Origin of the sequence: Caballeronia sp. LZ032, assembly GCF_031451315.1 — a bacterium.
Taxonomy (GTDB): domain Bacteria; phylum Pseudomonadota; class Gammaproteobacteria; order Burkholderiales; family Burkholderiaceae; genus Caballeronia.
This window is the reverse complement of the sequence record NZ_JARUXP010000004.1, coordinates 840,865-856,779: the sequence shown is the minus strand read 5'-3', so window position 1 is coordinate 856,779 and position 15,915 is coordinate 840,865. Positions and strand designations below refer to the sequence as shown.

The following is a 15,915-nucleotide window of genomic DNA, read 5'->3' as shown; positions in this document are numbered from 1 at the left end:
ATGCCGCTACTCGAAGTGAAGGACTTGCAGGTCGAGTTCGCGACTCACGACGCCGCCGTGCGCGCCGTCAACGGCGTGAGCTTTACGCTTGAGGCGGGCGCGACGCTCGGCATCGTTGGCGAGTCGGGCTCGGGCAAGAGCCAGAGCGTGCTCGCGATGCTCGGGCTGCTGGCGCAGAACGGCCGGGCCATGGGCCAGGCGCTGTATCGCGGCGACGATCTCATCGGCATGAGCGGGCGGCGCCTGAACCGCATCCGCGGCAATCGCCTTTCGATGATCTTCCAGGACCCGATGAGTTCGCTCAATCCGTATCTGACCATCGAACGGCAGATGACCGAGGTGCTCGAACTGCACAAGAACCTGAAGCGCCGCGAGGCACGCAAGCGCGCCATCGCGATGCTCGAAGCGGTGCGCATTCCGGAAGCGGCGCATCGCATCGGGCAGTATCCGCACGAACTCTCGGGCGGCATGCGGCAGCGCGTGATGATTGCGATGGCGCTGCTGTGCGAGCCTGAGATCCTGTTCGCCGACGAACCCACCACCGCGCTCGACGTCACCGTGCAAGCGCAGATCCTGCAACTGCTGCGCACGCTCCAGCATGACTTCGGCACGTCGATCGTGCTGATCACGCACGATCTGGGCGTCGTCGCCGGCGTGTGCGATCAGGTGATGGTGATGTACGGCGGCCGCGTGATGGAACAGTGCGATGCGCCGACGCTCTTCGCCCGGCCTTCGCATCCGTACACCATCGGTCTGTTGCGCGCGCTGCCGAGGCTCGACCACGACGGCGGCGAGCTGGTCGGCATTCCGGGCAATCCGCCGAACATGGCGCATCCGCTCGCGGGTTGCCCGTTTCACGAGCGCTGCGCGGACGCGAGCGATGAGTGCGCGCGCGTGGCGCCCGAGCTCCAGCGCATCGGCCTGCATGGGATGCGCGCGTGCCATCGACCTGTCGAACAGATGCATGCCCGCCTCGGAGAGATCAATCATGTCTGACGCCAGCCTGCTTTCCGTACGCGAGATGCGCGTGCATTTTCAGGTCGGGGCGAAGCAGCGCCTGCCGTGGGCAGCGAAGCGCACGCTGAAGGCCGTCGATGGCGTCAGCTTCGATCTCAAGGCCGGCGAAACGCTTGGCGTGGTCGGCGAATCGGGCTGCGGCAAGTCCACCTTGTCGCGCGCGATCCTCAACCTGATTCCGGCCACGGGCGGCGAGATCGTCTGGATGGGCGCGCCGCTCGCGAACGCGTCGAAACATGCATGGCACGCGCTGCGCGCCAACGTGCAGATGATCTTTCAGGATCCGCTCGCCTCGCTCGATCCGCGCATGACGGTCGGGCAGATCATCGCCGAACCGCTCGTCGAGCATCGGCCGGGCATGCACAAGCGCGAGATCGACGCCCGCGTGCGCGCGATGATGGCGCGCGTCGGCCTGCGCGAGCAGATGATCAATCGCTATCCGCACGAGTTCTCCGGCGGCCAGTGTCAGCGCATCGGCATCGCGCGGGCGCTGGTGGTCGAGCCGAAGCTCGTGATCTGCGACGAGCCCGTGTCCGCGCTCGATGTCTCCATTCAGGCGCAGATCGTGAACCTGCTCCGGTCGTTGCAGAAGGAGATGAAGCTCGCGCTGATCTTCATTGCGCACGACCTGGCCGTGGTGCGCCATATCTCCGATCGCGTGATGGTCATGTACCTCGGACGCGTGATGGAGTTGGCCAGCAAGCACGCGCTCTACGACACGCCGCGCCATCCCTATACGCGCGCGCTGCTCTCCGCCGTGCCGGTGCCCGATCCGGCGATCCAGCGTGCCCGCACCGTGGAGATCCTGCCGGGCGATATCCCCAGTCCCATCGATCCGCCTTCGGGCTGCGTATTCCGCACGCGCTGCCCGATGGCGCAGGCGCGCTGCGCGCACGAGGTGCCCGCGCTGCGCCCGCTCGGCGGCGATGCCTCAGTAGCTTGTCTGTTCGCATGACGGACGTGCGCTTTCACTGCAACCCTTCGATAGCGAGGACGCGTCCACCCGCATGAGTCGCCCAATCCACGCCCTATAGCGAAAGGCCGGTGTAGCCGACCTGGCCGGCCTGCCGCTTCACCCGATCCTGTCCGTACGCCCAGACCTTGCCGATCTGCGGGCGGGGTGTTCTGCATCCTGATTTTTCTGTGCGCGCAGTCGAGCGTTGCATCAATTCGTGGAGATCTTTCTAATGAAAAAACAAAAGCGATCAATCGCGCTGTCGATTCTGCTGTGCAGCGGTTTCATGGCCGCCGCCGCTACCTCTCATGCCGATGAAACCGATGCCGACGCCTCGACGCGTCACACCGAAGCGCCGCCCGCATCGCCGCCGCATACGGAAGCCGATGCGCCCATGAGCAGCCAGGCGAAGTCGAACGGCTTGATCGAGGACTCGCATTTCAACCTGCTGCTGCGGTCCTACACCGAGCATGACGACCTGAAGGGCAGCGGCAAGAAGGATGCATCGGTGCTGGGCGCACAGGCCGTGTTCGAGTCGGGCTATACGAAGGGGCTGATCGGACTGGGCGGCGACGTCTCCCTGTTCGGCGCATTCAAGTTCAATGGCGGGGAGGGCGCGGGCAACCGCGTGCACCTCGGCACGGACGGCGGCGGATCGGGACAACTGGCGTGGGCTTATCCCGGCGTGTGGGACGTGAAGGCGCGCGTCTCGAACACCGTGCTCAAATACGGTCAGCAACTCTTCGACGATCCGTTCCTCGTGCCGCACGACAACCGCTCGCTGCCGCCGACGTATCGCGGCTTCTCGCTGGAGAGCGATGAGATCAGGGGCTTGACGCTCAAGGCCGGCACGGTGGACGCCGTGCTTGCGCGCGGCATGACGAGCGTCACCGGACTCACGACCGAATACGGCGGCACGCATATCTCGCGCTTCAGCTTCTTCGGCGGCGACTGGACCCATGGCGACGACACGGCCGTCTCGCTATGGGGCGGCATTGCCAACGACGTGTGGCAACAGTACTACCTGAATGCGACGCACAGCATCGGCGATCCCGCCTCGATACGCTGGACGGGCGCGCTGAACTACTACTACACGGGTTCGATCGGCGACCAGCGGCAGGGCGCGATCACCAACAATGCCTACTCGCTGGCATTGTCGGGTACGCACGGCGCGCATACGGTGCAGGTGGCGTATCAGCAGATCGTGAGCGATCAGAGGTTCGACTACATGGGGCAGTCCGCGGGCGACTACTTGTCCAACTCGCTGGATGTCGACTACAACCAGCCGCATGAAAAGTCCTTGAGTCTCACCTATACGCTCGACATGAAGCACTACGGCGTGCCGGGTCTCAAGGTCGCGGTGTGGGGCGCATATGGCTGGGATGCGGACGGCAGCGCGATGGCCAACGGCACCAGCGCGCAGGCCGCGGCATACCGCATCAACGGCACGCCGATCCAGGGCACGCACTACGAAGTGGGCGTGATTCCGAGCTACACGGTGCCAAGCGGCAAGCTGAAGAACACGTCGATCAAGTTCTATTACATGCACCACCACAGCAACAGCCCGTATTATCCGGACGGCACGAGCGACGTGTATCGACTGATGGTGAACGTGCCGGTGAACGTGTTCTGACGGCTTCCAGGAACAGGCGAAACCGGCCGGATCGTAAACCCTACATAAATTTCCGTTTACATTACGTTTATCTTTCAATATAAAGAGAGGGCGTGTTGCGGATTGCCATGTCTCGCCCACGCTCATCGCCCGGCAGGGCTGTCTCTGCCGGGTTTTTTTTTGCCCTTCGTTCTGCCTCTCCTCCAGCTTTCAAGCGCTTACGATGCCCGGTTTTCTCCGTGAAAACCCGGTCGTTTCTTTCGCTTGACTTACTTGATATATCAAATACTGTGTATATGCGGCGACGCTGCTCATGCCGCGAGAGGCGCCGATCGGCGCACGCATACACAAGGCATGATTGCCAAGGAGACAGGCATGGGAACGGACCAGATGGACCGCGAAGGCAGGACCTCGCGTCTCGCTTCGCCGTGGGTGCAATTGGTTTTCGGCGTGATCTGCATGGCGATGATCGCCAACATGCAATATGGCTGGACGCTCTTCGTCAATCCGATCGATGAGAAGTATCACTGGGGCCGCGCCGCCATTCAGGTGGCGTTCACGATCTTCGTCGTGACCGAGACCTGGCTCGTTCCGGTGGAAGGCTATCTGGTCGACAAATACGGTCCGCGTCCGGTCGTCGTGGGCGGCGGTCTGCTCTGCGCGATTGCCTGGGCGCTCAACTCGGTGGCGTCTTCGCTGCCCTTGCTCTATTTCGCGGCGGCCGTCGGCGGGGTGGGCGCGGGCGCGGTGTACGGCACCTGCGTCGGCAATGCGCTGAAGTGGTTTCCGGCGCGGCGCGGGCTGGCGGCGGGCATCACGGCGGCGGGCTTCGGCATGGGATCGGCGGCGACCGTCGTGCCCATCGCGCACATGATCAAATCGAGCGGCTATGAAGCGACCTTCCTGTGGTTCGGGCTGGGACAGGGACTCGTGGTCTTCCTGCTCGGCATGGCGCTCTATGCCCCGCCGGTTCAACTGCTTGCCTCCATGAAAAGCGCGGTCAAGGCGGCCGTCTACAACGCAAGCCCGAAGCAGGTGCTGGCCTCGCCGATCTTCTGGGTCATGTACCTGATGTTCGTGATGATGGCGGCAGGCGGCCTGATGGCCACCGCGCAACTCGGTCCCATCGCGAAGGACTTCGGCCTGCATGATTCACCCGTCTCGCTGCTCGGCCTGACGCTGCCGGCGCTCACTTTCGCGCTGACCATCGACCGCGTGCTCAACGGCCTCACGCGACCCTTCTTCGGCTGGGTATCGGACCGCATCGGGCGCGAGAACACGATGTTCATCGCGTTCGCCATCGAGGCGGTGGGCATCGTTGCGCTGTCGCGCTATGGACAGAGTCCGGTGGCCTTCGTGGTGCTGACCGGCATCGTGTTCTTCGCCTGGGGCGAGATCTACAGCCTGTTCCCGGCGACCTGCGGCGACACCTTCGGCCCGAAGTTCGCGGCGACCAATGCAGGGCTGCTCTATACGGCCAAGGGCACGGCTGCGCTGCTGGTGCCATTTTCGAGCGTCATCACGTCGATGACCGGAAGCTGGCACGCCGTGTTCATGCTCGCGGCGGGGATGGCGGCGCTCTCGGCGCTGCTTGCGCTCTTCGTGCTGAAGCCGATGCGTCAGGCGCATACGGTGCGGCATGCGCGCGCGGCGGCACTGGATCTGCCTTATACGCCTGCCATGAAGGAGTGACCAGGACGGGCGACCCGGCGTGTCGCCCGTTTTATTGTTATCGAGCTCGCGCGTTTCGCGGCTTGCGACTGACGAGGCGGCCCGCAGGCCGATTGCGATTGCGCGTGTTGTGCAGCCGCCGGCGGATGGTCTCCTCGCTCTCTTATCTCGTCAGCCGGACGGCAGCCGTGACTGTGACGTACCGTGGCGTGCGCCGTTCGATCATGGCAAGCCACGCCGGAAAGCTCAGTGCCGATGCCAGTGAAGCGCATGCGAAGAGGGCGAGAGCGAGGTCAGCGTCCATGATTTTCTCCAAACGGGTGGTTGGAGACAGTGTCGGCGGGAACGGCTTGCCGGAAAACCCTGCTCCCGTGGGGAAGGACGCCGCTTCGCGGGCTCAATGCGAGCCCTGCCGAATGAGGGAGAAGCCTCAGAAGCGCGTGCCGACGCTGCAACCGCCGAAGCCGCCGCCGTTGGTGGCCACGCCGCCGCAGCCGAACAGACCGCAGCCGCCGAGCGCGAGTGACGCGGCGATGACCAGGACGGCGAGGCGAAGAGAACGAAGATTCACGATCAGATGGGCAGGGCGCCATGTTCATGGAAGGTGCCTGCCATCATAGTCACATTGCGACGCCCGGATCGTCAAAGTGGGCCGGGCGCGTCAGGCGGGCAGCTTGCGGAAGCTGATGGCGAAACGGTTCCATGCATTGATCGCGGTTACGAGCAGCGTCAGGTCGACGATTTCCTCGTCGCTGAAATGCGGCTTCACGGCTTGCCAGACGGCGTCCGGCACATGGTCGTGCGAGACCAGCGTCAGTGCTTCGGTCCATTCGAACGCGGCGCGTTCGCGATCCGTGAAGAACGGCGTCTCGCGCCATACCACGACGGTCGCAAGACGGCGATCCGTCTCGCCGCCCTTGCGGGCATCGGTGGTGTGCATGTCGACGCAGAACGCGCAGCCGTTGATTTGCGACGCGCGCAGGCGCACCAGATGGGTCAGGGACTTATCGAGCGCGGATTTGCCGATGCGCTCTTCCACGCCAACGAGGGCCTTGATAGCGGCGGGATTGGCCTTGTAGAAGTCGAGACGGGATTCCATGGCGCTGCTCCTTGCTGTGGGTTTGGACAGGTTCAGAATAGGCCGGATGGTGGCCTATTCAAATAGCCGGTTTGTGGAATATGGGGTAACCAGTGGAAGTCTTCGCCGGACGAAAAAAACCGCGGCGAGCTGCGCCGCGGTTTCGAACACCCGCGTCAAGGCGTTCAGTCGAGCGCCGCTGCCGGGCCGAAGAATTCATAACGGCTCTGCGACTCGGGCACGCCAAGCGCCTTCAAGTGCTTCTTCACGGCTTTCATGAAGGGCTTGGGCCCAAGAAAATAGGCATCGAGGTCGCGATCCGCGGGCAGCCACTTGTCGAGCAAGGCTTCGTCGACGAAACCGATTCCGTCCGCCGGATGATCGCCGTCGCGCGCGTGCTCGTAGCAGTAGAAGCGCTTGAGCTGCGGATGGCGCGCCGCCAGCGTCTCGATGGTCTCGCGGAACGCATGCACGCCGGCGTGCCGCGCCGAATGAATGAACGTGACCGGACGCTGCGTCACGAGCGCGGTGTGCAGCATCGCGAGCGTCGGCGTGATGCCGACGCCGCCGCTGATGAACACGACCGGCTTCTCGCCGGGTTCGAGCGTGAAATGGCCGGCGGGCGGATAGAGTTCGAGCACGTCGCCGGCGTGCTTGTGCTCGTGCAGGAAGCCGGAGACTTTGCCGTTCGCCTCGCGCTTCACGCTGATGCGGTACTCGCGGCCATCCGGCGCGGCCGACAGCGAATAGTTGCGACGCACTTCCTCGCCGTCGATTACCACCCGCAAGCCGATGTACTGGCCCGGACGGAAGTCGAGCAGGGCGCCGCCGTCTTCGGGCGTCAGGTAGAACGACGTGATCTCGTCGCTTTCCTTTTCCTTGCGGGCAATGACGAAGCGCCGCGTGCCGCGCCAGCCGCCGGGCGCCTGTTCGCGTTCGCTGTAGATGCCTTCCTCGAGCCCGATCAGCAGATCGGCGAGTTGCCCGTAGGCGGCGGCCCAAGCGTCGATGACGGCATCGGTGGCGATCTCCGCGCCGAGCACGTCCCGGATCGATGCGAGCAGGCAGCGTCCGACGATCGGATAATGCTCGGGCAGGATATTCAGCGCGACGTGCTTATGGATGATCTGGCCGACGAGCCCGCCGAGCTTCTCCAGTTCATCGATATGGCGCGCATACATCAGCACCCCGTTGGCGAGCGCGCGCTGTTGCGCGCCGCTCGCCTGGTGCGCGTGATTGAACATCGGGCGGACTTCGGGATAGTCGGCGAGCAGCCGGGCGTAGAAATGGGTGGTGAGCCCTTCGCCGCCGCTTTCGAGCAGGGGAACGGTTGCCTTGACGATGGCACGGTGTTCGGCTGACAGCATGGTTCTTTCCTCGTTGATGAAGATGCATGGCGCATCGGAAGTCTGTGCAAACTCCAATACAGGTTTTGTGCCAAGGTAGAATCGTCGTTAAATCAATGCTTTGAAGATTTATATGGTCGATTCGACTCTAGTCAAAAAGACTGCTGACGTAGTCGCAATGACTTCGCGCGTGCTGCTCGACGCGCTGGTTCCGCTCATCGAGGATCTGTCGAGCGAGATGCCGGACACCGAGCGCTACCGGCGTCTGCTGCATACGTCCCGCGCGCTTTTTCCGAGCGACGCCACCGCGCTCCTGCGGCTCGACGGCGACACGCTCGTGCCGCTCGCCATCGACGGTCTGTCGGGCGATACGCTCGGGCGGCGCTTCCGGGTGAGCGAACATCCGCGTTTCGCGCGCATCCTTGCGCACGAGGCGCCGACACGCTTCTCCGCCAGCTCCGACCTTCCCGATCCCTATGACGGCCTCGTCAAGGGCTTGAGCGGCCATCTGGAGGTGCACGACTGCCTGGGCTGCCCGCTGTGGATCGATGGCCGCGCGTGGGGCCTGCTGACCCTCGACGCGCTCGATCCCGCCCGTTTCGACGGCATCGACATGGCCTCGCTGCAAGCGTTTCTGAGTCTTGCGGCGGCGACGGTGAGCGTCGCGGGGCGCATCGACCGGCTGGCGCGTTCGAGGGAGGCGGAGCGTCATCGCGCGGAGGCTTACCGGCAGGCAGGCGGGCCGAAGCGGCGCGAGATGATCGGCGGCAGCGATCGGCATCGGCGGATGCTGGAGGAGATCGCGATCGTCGCCTCGAGCGATCTCACCGTGCTTGTGACGGGCGAGACGGGCGTCGGCAAGGAACTCGTCGCGAGCGAGATTCACGCGCTGTCGCCGCGCGCCGACAAGCCGCTCGTCAGCCTCAACTGCGCCGCGCTGCCGGATACGCTCGTCGAAAGCGAGCTCTTCGGGCATGTGCGAGGGGCGTTTTCGGGGGCGTCGTCGGACCGGCGCGGGAAGTTCGAACTCGCCGACGGCGGCACCCTCTTTCTCGACGAAGTCGGCGAACTGCCGCTGCCCGTGCAGGCGAAACTGCTGCGCGTGCTGCAGAACGGGCAGTTGCAGCGCATCGGTTCGGACAGCGAACACAAGGTGGATGTACGGCTGATCGCCGCGACCAATCGCGATCTCGCCGAAGAAGTGCGCGAAGGGCGGTTCCGCGCGGACCTGTATCACCGGCTGTCGGTCTATCCGCTGGTCGTGCCGGCGCTGCGCGAGCGCGGCCGCGACGTGCTGCTGCTGGCCGGCTTCTTCCTCGAGGAAAACCGTTCGCGTCTCGGCCTGCTGAGTCTGCGCCTCGCCGCCGACGCCCAGGCCGCGCTGCTGGCCTATCGCTGGCCGGGAAACGTGCGCGAACTGGAGCATCTGATCGGCCGGAGCGCGTTGAAGGCGCTGGCGTCGCACCGCGAGCGTCCGCGCATCCTGACGCTCAGCGCCGCCGATCTCGCGCTCAACGGCGATGCCGCCCCGACGCAGGCGTCCGCCGCGCCGCCGCCGCTGTCGGCAAGCGGCACGGACTTTCGTGCAGTGGTGAGCGCCTACGAACGCGCGCTGATCCTCGATACGCTCAGGCGTCATGAGCAGAACTGGGCGTCCGCGGCCCGCGAGCTGGGTCTGGATCGGGCCAACCTGAATCGTCTCGCGAAGCGCCTTGGGCTCAAGTGAGCGCGGCCGGCTCTTTGCCTATCCCGAAAATATTGAATAGATTGCTTTAGATCAAGAAACGCGCTCGTGCCCGCCACGCGGCGTGCGCGCGCATTGAGACAATCCCGGTGCTGGGAAAAGCGGGCGCTGTCTTCTAGTATCAGAACAGCCTGACGCAACCCATCGACAGCATGTTCACTGCAGTGCCTTGAAGCAGCGTGCCGGATGCGGGCCTGTCCCGCGCGGCGTATCGACAACGGCATTTCGAACACGGCATTTCGACAACCGGGGGTTACGTGCAGAACGTGACAGACGCGGCGAAGCTCAGCACGTTCATCGTGTGCGCACTCTTGCTGTGTTTCGGCAGCGGGGCGTTCGCCGCGGACGCGCCGGCCACCGAGCGCGCGCCGGACACCATGCAGGCCCGCGTGATGGGCTGCGCCGCCTGCCACGGCGCGCACGGCGAGGGCACGGACAACGACTATTTCCCGCGCCTGTCCGGCAAGCCTGCCGGCTACCTGTACAACCAGTTGCTCGCCTTCCGCGACGGCCGGCGCAAATATCCGCCGATGAATTACCTGCTCGCCTATCTTCCGGATGCCTATCTGAAGGAGATTGCCGCGTACTTCGCGGGCGAGCGTCCGCCGTTCCCGCCGCCGGCGCCCGTCAGTGTCGATGCAAAAACGCTCGAACTGGGCAGGTCGCTGGTCACGAAAGGCGATCCGGTGCGCAGCGTGCCTGCCTGCATCAGCTGCCACGGCCCGGCGATGACCGGCATGGAACCTGCCATCCCCGGCCTGCTGGGCCTGCATGCCGATTATCTGAGCGCGCAACTGGGCGCATGGCGCTACGGCACCCGCACCACGGCCGCGCCCGATTGCATGGGCCAGATCGCCAAGCTGCTCTCCGATCGCGACATCACCGGGATCGCCGCGTACCTGGCCTCGCTGCCCGCGCCGGCTGATCCGGCGCCGGTGGCGGCCGGTTCGCTCACGATGCCGCTCGCCTGCGGCAGCGTTCCCCACTGACGAGGACCCCGACGTGCGCCGATTTCGACCCTCCGGAGCGCTGACCGTCGCGGTTCTACTGGCGGCATGGGCGGCATGGGCGGTGTTGCTGCTGGCACCGTTGAGGCAGGTCCATGCGCAGGACCGCGCGGAGACGATCAAGCGCGGCGAGTATCTGGCGCGCGCGGGCGATTGCATCGCGTGCCATACGCTGCCCGCCGGCCGGACCTTCGGCGGCGGCCGGCCGATGGACACGCCGTTCGGCACGCTCTTCACGCCCAACATTTCGTCGGACCGGGAGACGGGCATCGGCGGCTGGAGCGCCGACGAGTTCTACCGGATGATGCACGACGGCAAGTCGCGCGACGGCTCGCTGCTCTATCCGGCGATGCCGTACACGTCCTACACGAAAGTCACGCGCGCCGATTCCGACGCGATCTACGCGTTCCTGATGTCGACGCCGCCCGTGCACCAGCCGAACCGGCCGCACGAACTGCGCTTTCCGTTCAACAAGCGGCAACTGCTGTTTGGCTGGCGCTCGCTGTTCTTCAGGGAGGGCGAGTACCGGCCCGACCCGAAGCAATCGGCGGAATGGAATCGCGGCGCGTATCTGGTCGAAGGACTCGGACATTGCTCGATGTGCCACACCGCGATCAACGCACTCGGCGGCAACGTGAGCTCCAAGGCATTCGAGGGCGGATTGATCCCGATCCAGAACTGGTACGCGCCTTCGCTGACCTCGAACCGGGAGGCAGGCCTCGGCGACTGGAGCATGGACGACATCGTCGGTTTGCTGCATGCGGGCGTGAGTCGTCGCGGCGCGGTGTACGGCCCGATGGCCGAAGTGGTGTACGACAGCCTCCAGTATCTGAGCGAGGACGACGTCCGCGCGATGGCCGTCTATCTGAAGGCGCTGCCCGCGCGTTCCGGCGACAAGTCCGCGCCGCCCGGACCGGCGGTGATGGAGCAGCAGACGAGTCTCGCGCCGCTCGGCAAGAAGATCTACGACGCCCAATGTGCCGAGTGCCACGCCGCGCGCGGCGAGGGCAAGCCGCCGGATTTTCCGCCGCTCGCGAACAATCAGTCGATCGTGATGAACTCGGCCGTGAACCCGATCCGCATGGTGCTGAACGGCGGTTATCCGCCTGGCACGTTCAAGAATCCGAAGCCGTATGGCATGCCGCCGTTCGCGCAAGCGCTGTCCGATGTCGAGGTGGCGGCGGTGGTGACCTACATCCGCACCGCATGGGGCAACCAGGGCGCGCCGGTGACGGTGAAGGACGTGAACGAACTGCGCTCGGCGCCGCTTTACTAGAACCCTGACGACCATGAACGAAGACCCGAACGCCGAGGAAGACGCGAAGCTCGACGAGATTGTGAAGCGCGGCCCGAGCGGCGCAATCGTGCTGGCCGGTATCTCGACTGCGATCGTGATCGGCATGTGGTTCGTTTTTTACTTCGCCGTGTTCCTGCCGCGCGGCGTGATCCGGTGATTCATCCAGACTTCGCATATGGCCATCGATCCAAGCTCGCATGACATTGCCGAACGCGTGGAGCGGCGCTGGGCGATCCTCGTCCTCGCGATCGCCGTGCTGCTGGTCGGGATGGTCGTCTACACCGGCCTGCACTGGGCGATGATGCCGCCGTCGCGGGTCGAGACCGTGCGGCCGGAGACGCTCGGCGTGTCGGGCGAATTCATCGAGAGCAATCTGGGCAGCGCGCCGGAGGCGGATGGTTCGGTGACGGTGCGCATCGTCGCGCAGCAGTATTCGTTCACGCCGCAATGCCTGGTGGTGCCGGCGGGCGTGCCGGTGACGTTCCGCGCGACGGCGGCGGACGTCGTACATGGCTTCCTGATCACCGGCACCAACATCAATTCGATGCTGGAACCGGGTTATGTCTCGACCTTCAAGACGACCTTCGAGACGACCGGCGATCATCTGATGCCCTGCCACGAGTACTGCGGCACCGGGCATCAGAACATGTGGGCGCACGTGAAGGTGATCGATCGCGCCGAGTTCATGGAGAGGGCCGCCAAGCTGCCGGCCCGTTCGCGGAGAGTGTCCTGTGTTCAATAGCAAGCGGCTCGTCCTCGCGCATTTCTGGCTGGCGTTCGGCGCCTTCGGCATCGCGCTCCTGCTCGGCGCATGGCAGATGCTGGTGCGCAGTCCACTGCATCCGTGGCTGCAGAATCCGGAGCTGTACTACCGCTCGGTGACGGAGCACGGCACCGTGATGGGCTATGCCTTTCCGACGCTCGTGGCGATGGGCTTCGGCTATGCCGTCAGCGAACTGGCGCTGAAGCGTCCGCTCGCGGGTTTGCGCTGGGCGTGGCTGGGCTTCTGGCTGGTAGCAGCGGGCGCGGTCACGGCAACCATACCGGTGGCGATGGGTCTGGCTTCGGTCCTCTACACCTTCTATCCGCCGATGATCGGCAATGTCTTCTATTACATCGGCGTGGTACTGGTCGTGGTGGGCTCGTGGGTGTGGGTTGCGCTGATGTCGGTGAACCTCGCGGCGTGGAAGCGCGAGAACCGCGGCAAGCCGGTGCCGCTCGCGATGTTCGCGACCGTCGCGGGCGCCTATCTGTGGGGCTGGACCGCGGTGGGCGCGGCGATCGAAGTGCTGTTCCTGATCCTGCCGGTGGCCTTCGGCTGGAAGACGACCATCGATGCCGGCCTCGCTCGCATCTTCTTCTCGTGGACGCTGCACGCCATCGTCTATTTCTGGCTGGTGCCCGCCTACGTGGCGTACTACACGATCATCCCGCGCGCGGTCGGCGGCCGTCTGTACAGCGATGCCATGGCGCGCATCTCGTTCATCCTGTTCCTCGTGGTGTCGATGCCGATCGGGATCCATCACCTGTTCGCCGATCCGCAAGTGGGATCGGGCTTCAAGTTCATGCATTCGGTGTTCACCGCGCTCGTCGCCGTGCCGACGCTGCTGACCGTGTTCACGATCTGCGCGTCGGTGGAGATCGCGGCGCGGCTGCGCGGCGGACGCGGCCCGCTGGGCTGGCTGAAGGCGCTACCCTGGGACAATCCGATGATGCTGGCCGTGGCGTTTTCGTTCGTGATGCTCGGCTTTGGCGGCGCGGGCGGCCTCATCAACATGAGCTACCAGCTCGATTCGACGATTCACAACACGCAGTGGGTGACCGGGCACTTCCACCTGATTTTCGGCGGGGCGATCGTCATCATGTACTTCGTGATTGCCTACGATCTGTGGCCGCATCTGACCGGGCGGCCGCTGCTGCATCCGAAGCTGATGCGCTGGCAACTGTGGCTGTGGTTCATCGGCATGATCGTGCTGACGTTCCCGTGGCATTTCGTCGGCCTGCTGGGCATGCCGCGACGCATGGCCTTCTATGACTACAGCGATCCGGAGATCGCGGCGCAGGCGCTGTCCGTGGTGATCTCGGTGGTGGGCGCGCTGATTCTGCTGGTGTCGGCGGTGCTGTTCTTCATCGTGCTGGTGAAGGCGCATCGCACGCCGCGCGCCACGATCGAGCCGTTCCGCTTCAGCCGCGCGGTGCATGAGCCGAGCAGCATTCCGGTGGCGCTGAACAGCTTTGCCCTGTGGCTCACGCTGATGATCGGGCTCACGCTCGTCAACTACGGCTATCCGATCGCGCAACTGCTCGCGCGCTCCGACACGTCGGTGCCCGCCGTGCCCATCGGAGCCGCGCGATGAGCGACGAACGCCTCTTCACCTTTCGCAACCGCTGGTTCACGGTCAGCGTGCTGGGGACGATTGGCATCGCCATCGTGGCGGCGCTGATCGGCTTCGTGTGGCTGCCTTCGGTGCAGCGCGATGCGCAGTTCAGCGGCATCTGGAACGCCATCTGCAGCGCGGCGGGCGTGCCGCGCAGCTGGTACGCGGGAGGCGTGATCGTCGAGCCGGAGGCGAAGCTGACGAGCGTCGAGATGACGCCGCAACTGCTCGCGACGGTCAGTTCGAATTCCATCGGACGAGGCGCGACGCTGGCCTTGCGCTGCACGATGTGTCATGGCGAGCGCGGCATGAGCGATGCGAACTCGCCGAATCTGGCGGGCCAGTATGCGGCGGTGATCTACAAGCAGTTGATCGATTTTCAGAAGGGCGCGCGCAGCAACGCGGTGATGTCGCCGATGGCGATGAACCTGAGCGATCAGGACATGCGCGATCTCGCGGCGTATTACGCGAGTCTGCCGCGACCGTCGGCGCAGCGCAAGGTGAGCGATGCGCGTGCGCCGGCGATCGTCGCGCACGGAGCGCCGATGCGGAATGTGGCGCCGTGCGCGGTGTGTCATGGCGGCATCGACAGCAAGGCGGGAAGTCCCTGGCTCGATGGTCTGCCGGCGGCTTATACGAAGTCGCAGTTGCTGGCGTTCGCGAGCGGGGCGCGGACCAATGATATCGATGGCGTCATGCGGAACGTGGCGCGCAACATGACCGCCGAGGAGATTGATGCGGCGGCGATGTATTACGCGCGGGAGCTGGAAAAGGTCAGATCTGGGCAGTGAGGTTCCCTCGGTTTTTCGCCTTCCAGAGGCCCCGGGTTATGCAGCCGCATCCCTTGTCCGCTGAGCCACACCCCAGTCTTGCATGAACTGGGTTGGCGACACGAAGCCAAGCGATGAATGACGACGACTGCGGTTATAAAACACTTCGATGTATTCGAACAAGTCCGCGACGGCTTCGCGTTGCGTGCGGTACCTCGTGCCATGCACTCGCTCGTTCTTCAGACTGTTAAAGAAGCTTTCCGTCGGCGCGTTATCCCAGCAACTGCCTTTGCGGCTCATGGAGCATTGCATGCCGTACGAGTTGAGCTTGCGCTGGAAGTCGTGGCTGGCGTATTGACTGCCCCTATCCGAGTGATGCAGCGCGCCAGGCGCGGGCCGACGGCGGAACCATGCCATCGTCAGCGCGTCGATAACGAGTTCCGTGGTCATGCGCGGCTTGACAGACCAGCCCACGACCTCCCGGTTGAACAGGTCCAGCGTGACGGCCAAGTACAGCCAACCTTCGTCGGTCCAGATGTACGTGATGTCCGAGGTGAACACCTGATTGGGCCCGGCCGGCGCGAAGTTGCGATTCAACACGTTCGGCGCGACCGGCAACTTGTGCCGGGAATCGGTTGTTACGCGGTAACGGCGCTTGTGGCGGGCTCGAATACCGTTGGCGCTCATCAACCGCTCTACCCGTGCCTTGCTGGCTGGGAAGCCGCGAGAGCGAACCTCTTCGGTCATGCGCGGCGAACCGTACGCGCCTTTGACCTCGGCGTGAATCGTCCGAATCAACGTGAGCAACTGCGCATCGGTCAGCCGCTGACGCTCGGGCGTGCCGCCGCGCTTCCAGGCGCGATAGCCATTAACGCTTACGCCAAGGACCTCGCACAGCGCCAACACGGGATATTGCCGGCACTGCGTGTCAATCCAGGCGAACTTCACAGGAGGTCTCTATGAACGCGTCCCGTTTTGCAACAGCTTTCGTGTGTTCAGATTGACAGGATGGGTCGCAGCTCTCTATCCGGCCTTTATGC

General features: G+C 64.6%; 14 protein-coding genes and 1 pseudogene. 11 read left to right on the top strand and 4 right to left on the bottom strand.

Annotated elements, in window-relative coordinates; translation table 11 throughout:
• The 4 genes from QCE69_RS31710 to oxlT all read left to right on the top strand — a co-directional run bounded on the left by QCE69_RS31710 (position 1) and on the right by oxlT (position 5,276).
• Complete coding sequence (locus QCE69_RS31710; protein WP_309934874.1) at positions 1–996, top strand: oligopeptide/dipeptide ABC transporter ATP-binding protein; 996 nt, start codon at positions 1–3, stop codon at positions 994–996.
• A complete protein-coding gene (locus QCE69_RS31705) occupies positions 989–1,972 on the top strand; it encodes an oligopeptide/dipeptide ABC transporter ATP-binding protein (RefSeq protein ID WP_309926444.1) in 984 nt (327 codons plus the stop codon). Before QCE69_RS31710 ends, QCE69_RS31705 begins: the two co-directional genes overlap by 8 nt.
• Before the next feature lie 232 nt (positions 1,973–2,204).
• Entirely contained in the window at positions 2,205–3,605 is a 1,401-nt protein-coding gene (locus tag QCE69_RS31700; RefSeq protein WP_309934872.1) for an OprD family outer membrane porin, read from the top strand.
• A gap of 354 nt (positions 3,606–3,959) precedes the next feature.
• On the top strand, positions 3,960–5,276 hold the full coding sequence (gene oxlT / locus QCE69_RS31695) for an oxalate/formate MFS antiporter (protein WP_309926439.1): 1,317 nt from the start codon (positions 3,960–3,962) through the stop codon (positions 5,274–5,276).
• A gap of 409 nt (positions 5,277–5,685) precedes the next feature.
• Here oxlT and QCE69_RS31690 read toward each other — a convergent pair whose 3' ends face one another.
• The 3 genes from QCE69_RS31690 to hmpA form a co-directional block, all read right to left on the bottom strand.
• Complete coding sequence (locus QCE69_RS31690) at positions 5,686–5,826, bottom strand: hypothetical protein (RefSeq protein WP_309820363.1); 141 nt, start codon at positions 5,824–5,826, stop codon at positions 5,686–5,688.
• A 90-nt stretch (positions 5,827–5,916) separates the two neighbouring features.
• Positions 5,917–6,354 carry a carboxymuconolactone decarboxylase family protein gene (locus QCE69_RS31685; RefSeq protein ID WP_309934870.1) on the bottom strand — a complete coding sequence of 146 codons (438 nt, stop codon included), beginning with the start codon at positions 6,352–6,354 and terminating at the stop codon, positions 5,917–5,919.
• A gap of 164 nt (positions 6,355–6,518) precedes the next feature.
• Entirely contained in the window at positions 6,519–7,700 is a 1,182-nt protein-coding gene (gene hmpA / locus QCE69_RS31680; protein ID WP_309934868.1) for an NO-inducible flavohemoprotein, read from the bottom strand.
• 112 nt (positions 7,701–7,812) lie between these two features.
• On the opposite strand from hmpA, the gene norR reads away from it, so the two are divergent.
• From norR to QCE69_RS31645, 7 genes are all read left to right on the top strand, one after another.
• Entirely contained in the window at positions 7,813–9,405 is a 1,593-nt protein-coding gene (gene norR / locus QCE69_RS31675; RefSeq protein WP_309934867.1) for a nitric oxide reductase transcriptional regulator NorR, read from the top strand.
• Between the two features lie 395 nt (positions 9,406–9,800).
• The gene (locus tag QCE69_RS31670; RefSeq protein ID WP_309935430.1) at positions 9,801–10,412 is read left to right on the top strand and encodes a c-type cytochrome; all 612 of its coding nucleotides are present in this window, start codon (positions 9,801–9,803) and stop codon (positions 10,410–10,412) included.
• Between the two features lie 13 nt (positions 10,413–10,425).
• On the top strand, positions 10,426–11,706 hold the full coding sequence (locus QCE69_RS31665) for a c-type cytochrome (RefSeq protein WP_409021250.1): 1,281 nt from the start codon (positions 10,426–10,428) through the stop codon (positions 11,704–11,706).
• A 13-nt stretch (positions 11,707–11,719) separates the two neighbouring features.
• The gene (locus QCE69_RS31660) at positions 11,720–11,884 is read left to right on the top strand and encodes a hypothetical protein (protein ID WP_309820351.1); all 165 of its coding nucleotides are present in this window, start codon (positions 11,720–11,722) and stop codon (positions 11,882–11,884) included.
• 18 nt (positions 11,885–11,902) lie between these two features.
• Positions 11,903–12,469: a cytochrome C oxidase subunit II gene (locus tag QCE69_RS31655; RefSeq protein ID WP_309926433.1), complete on the top strand. Its 567-nt coding sequence runs from the start codon at positions 11,903–11,905 to the stop codon at positions 12,467–12,469.
• Positions 12,459–14,084, top strand: coding sequence for a b(o/a)3-type cytochrome-c oxidase subunit 1 (locus QCE69_RS31650; protein ID WP_309934865.1), 1,626 nt, complete (start codon positions 12,459–12,461; stop codon positions 14,082–14,084). Before QCE69_RS31655 ends, QCE69_RS31650 begins: the two co-directional genes overlap by 11 nt.
• Complete coding sequence (locus tag QCE69_RS31645) at positions 14,081–14,896, top strand: c-type cytochrome (protein WP_309934864.1); 816 nt, start codon at positions 14,081–14,083, stop codon at positions 14,894–14,896. Before QCE69_RS31650 ends, QCE69_RS31645 begins: the two co-directional genes overlap by 4 nt.
• A 36-nt stretch (positions 14,897–14,932) precedes the next feature.
• On the opposite strand, the pseudogene QCE69_RS31640 reads toward QCE69_RS31645, so the two are convergent.
• Positions 14,933–15,829, bottom strand: a pseudogene (locus QCE69_RS31640) (IS3 family transposase); the annotation flags it as partial.
• Positions 15,830–15,915 lie beyond the last annotated feature (86 nt).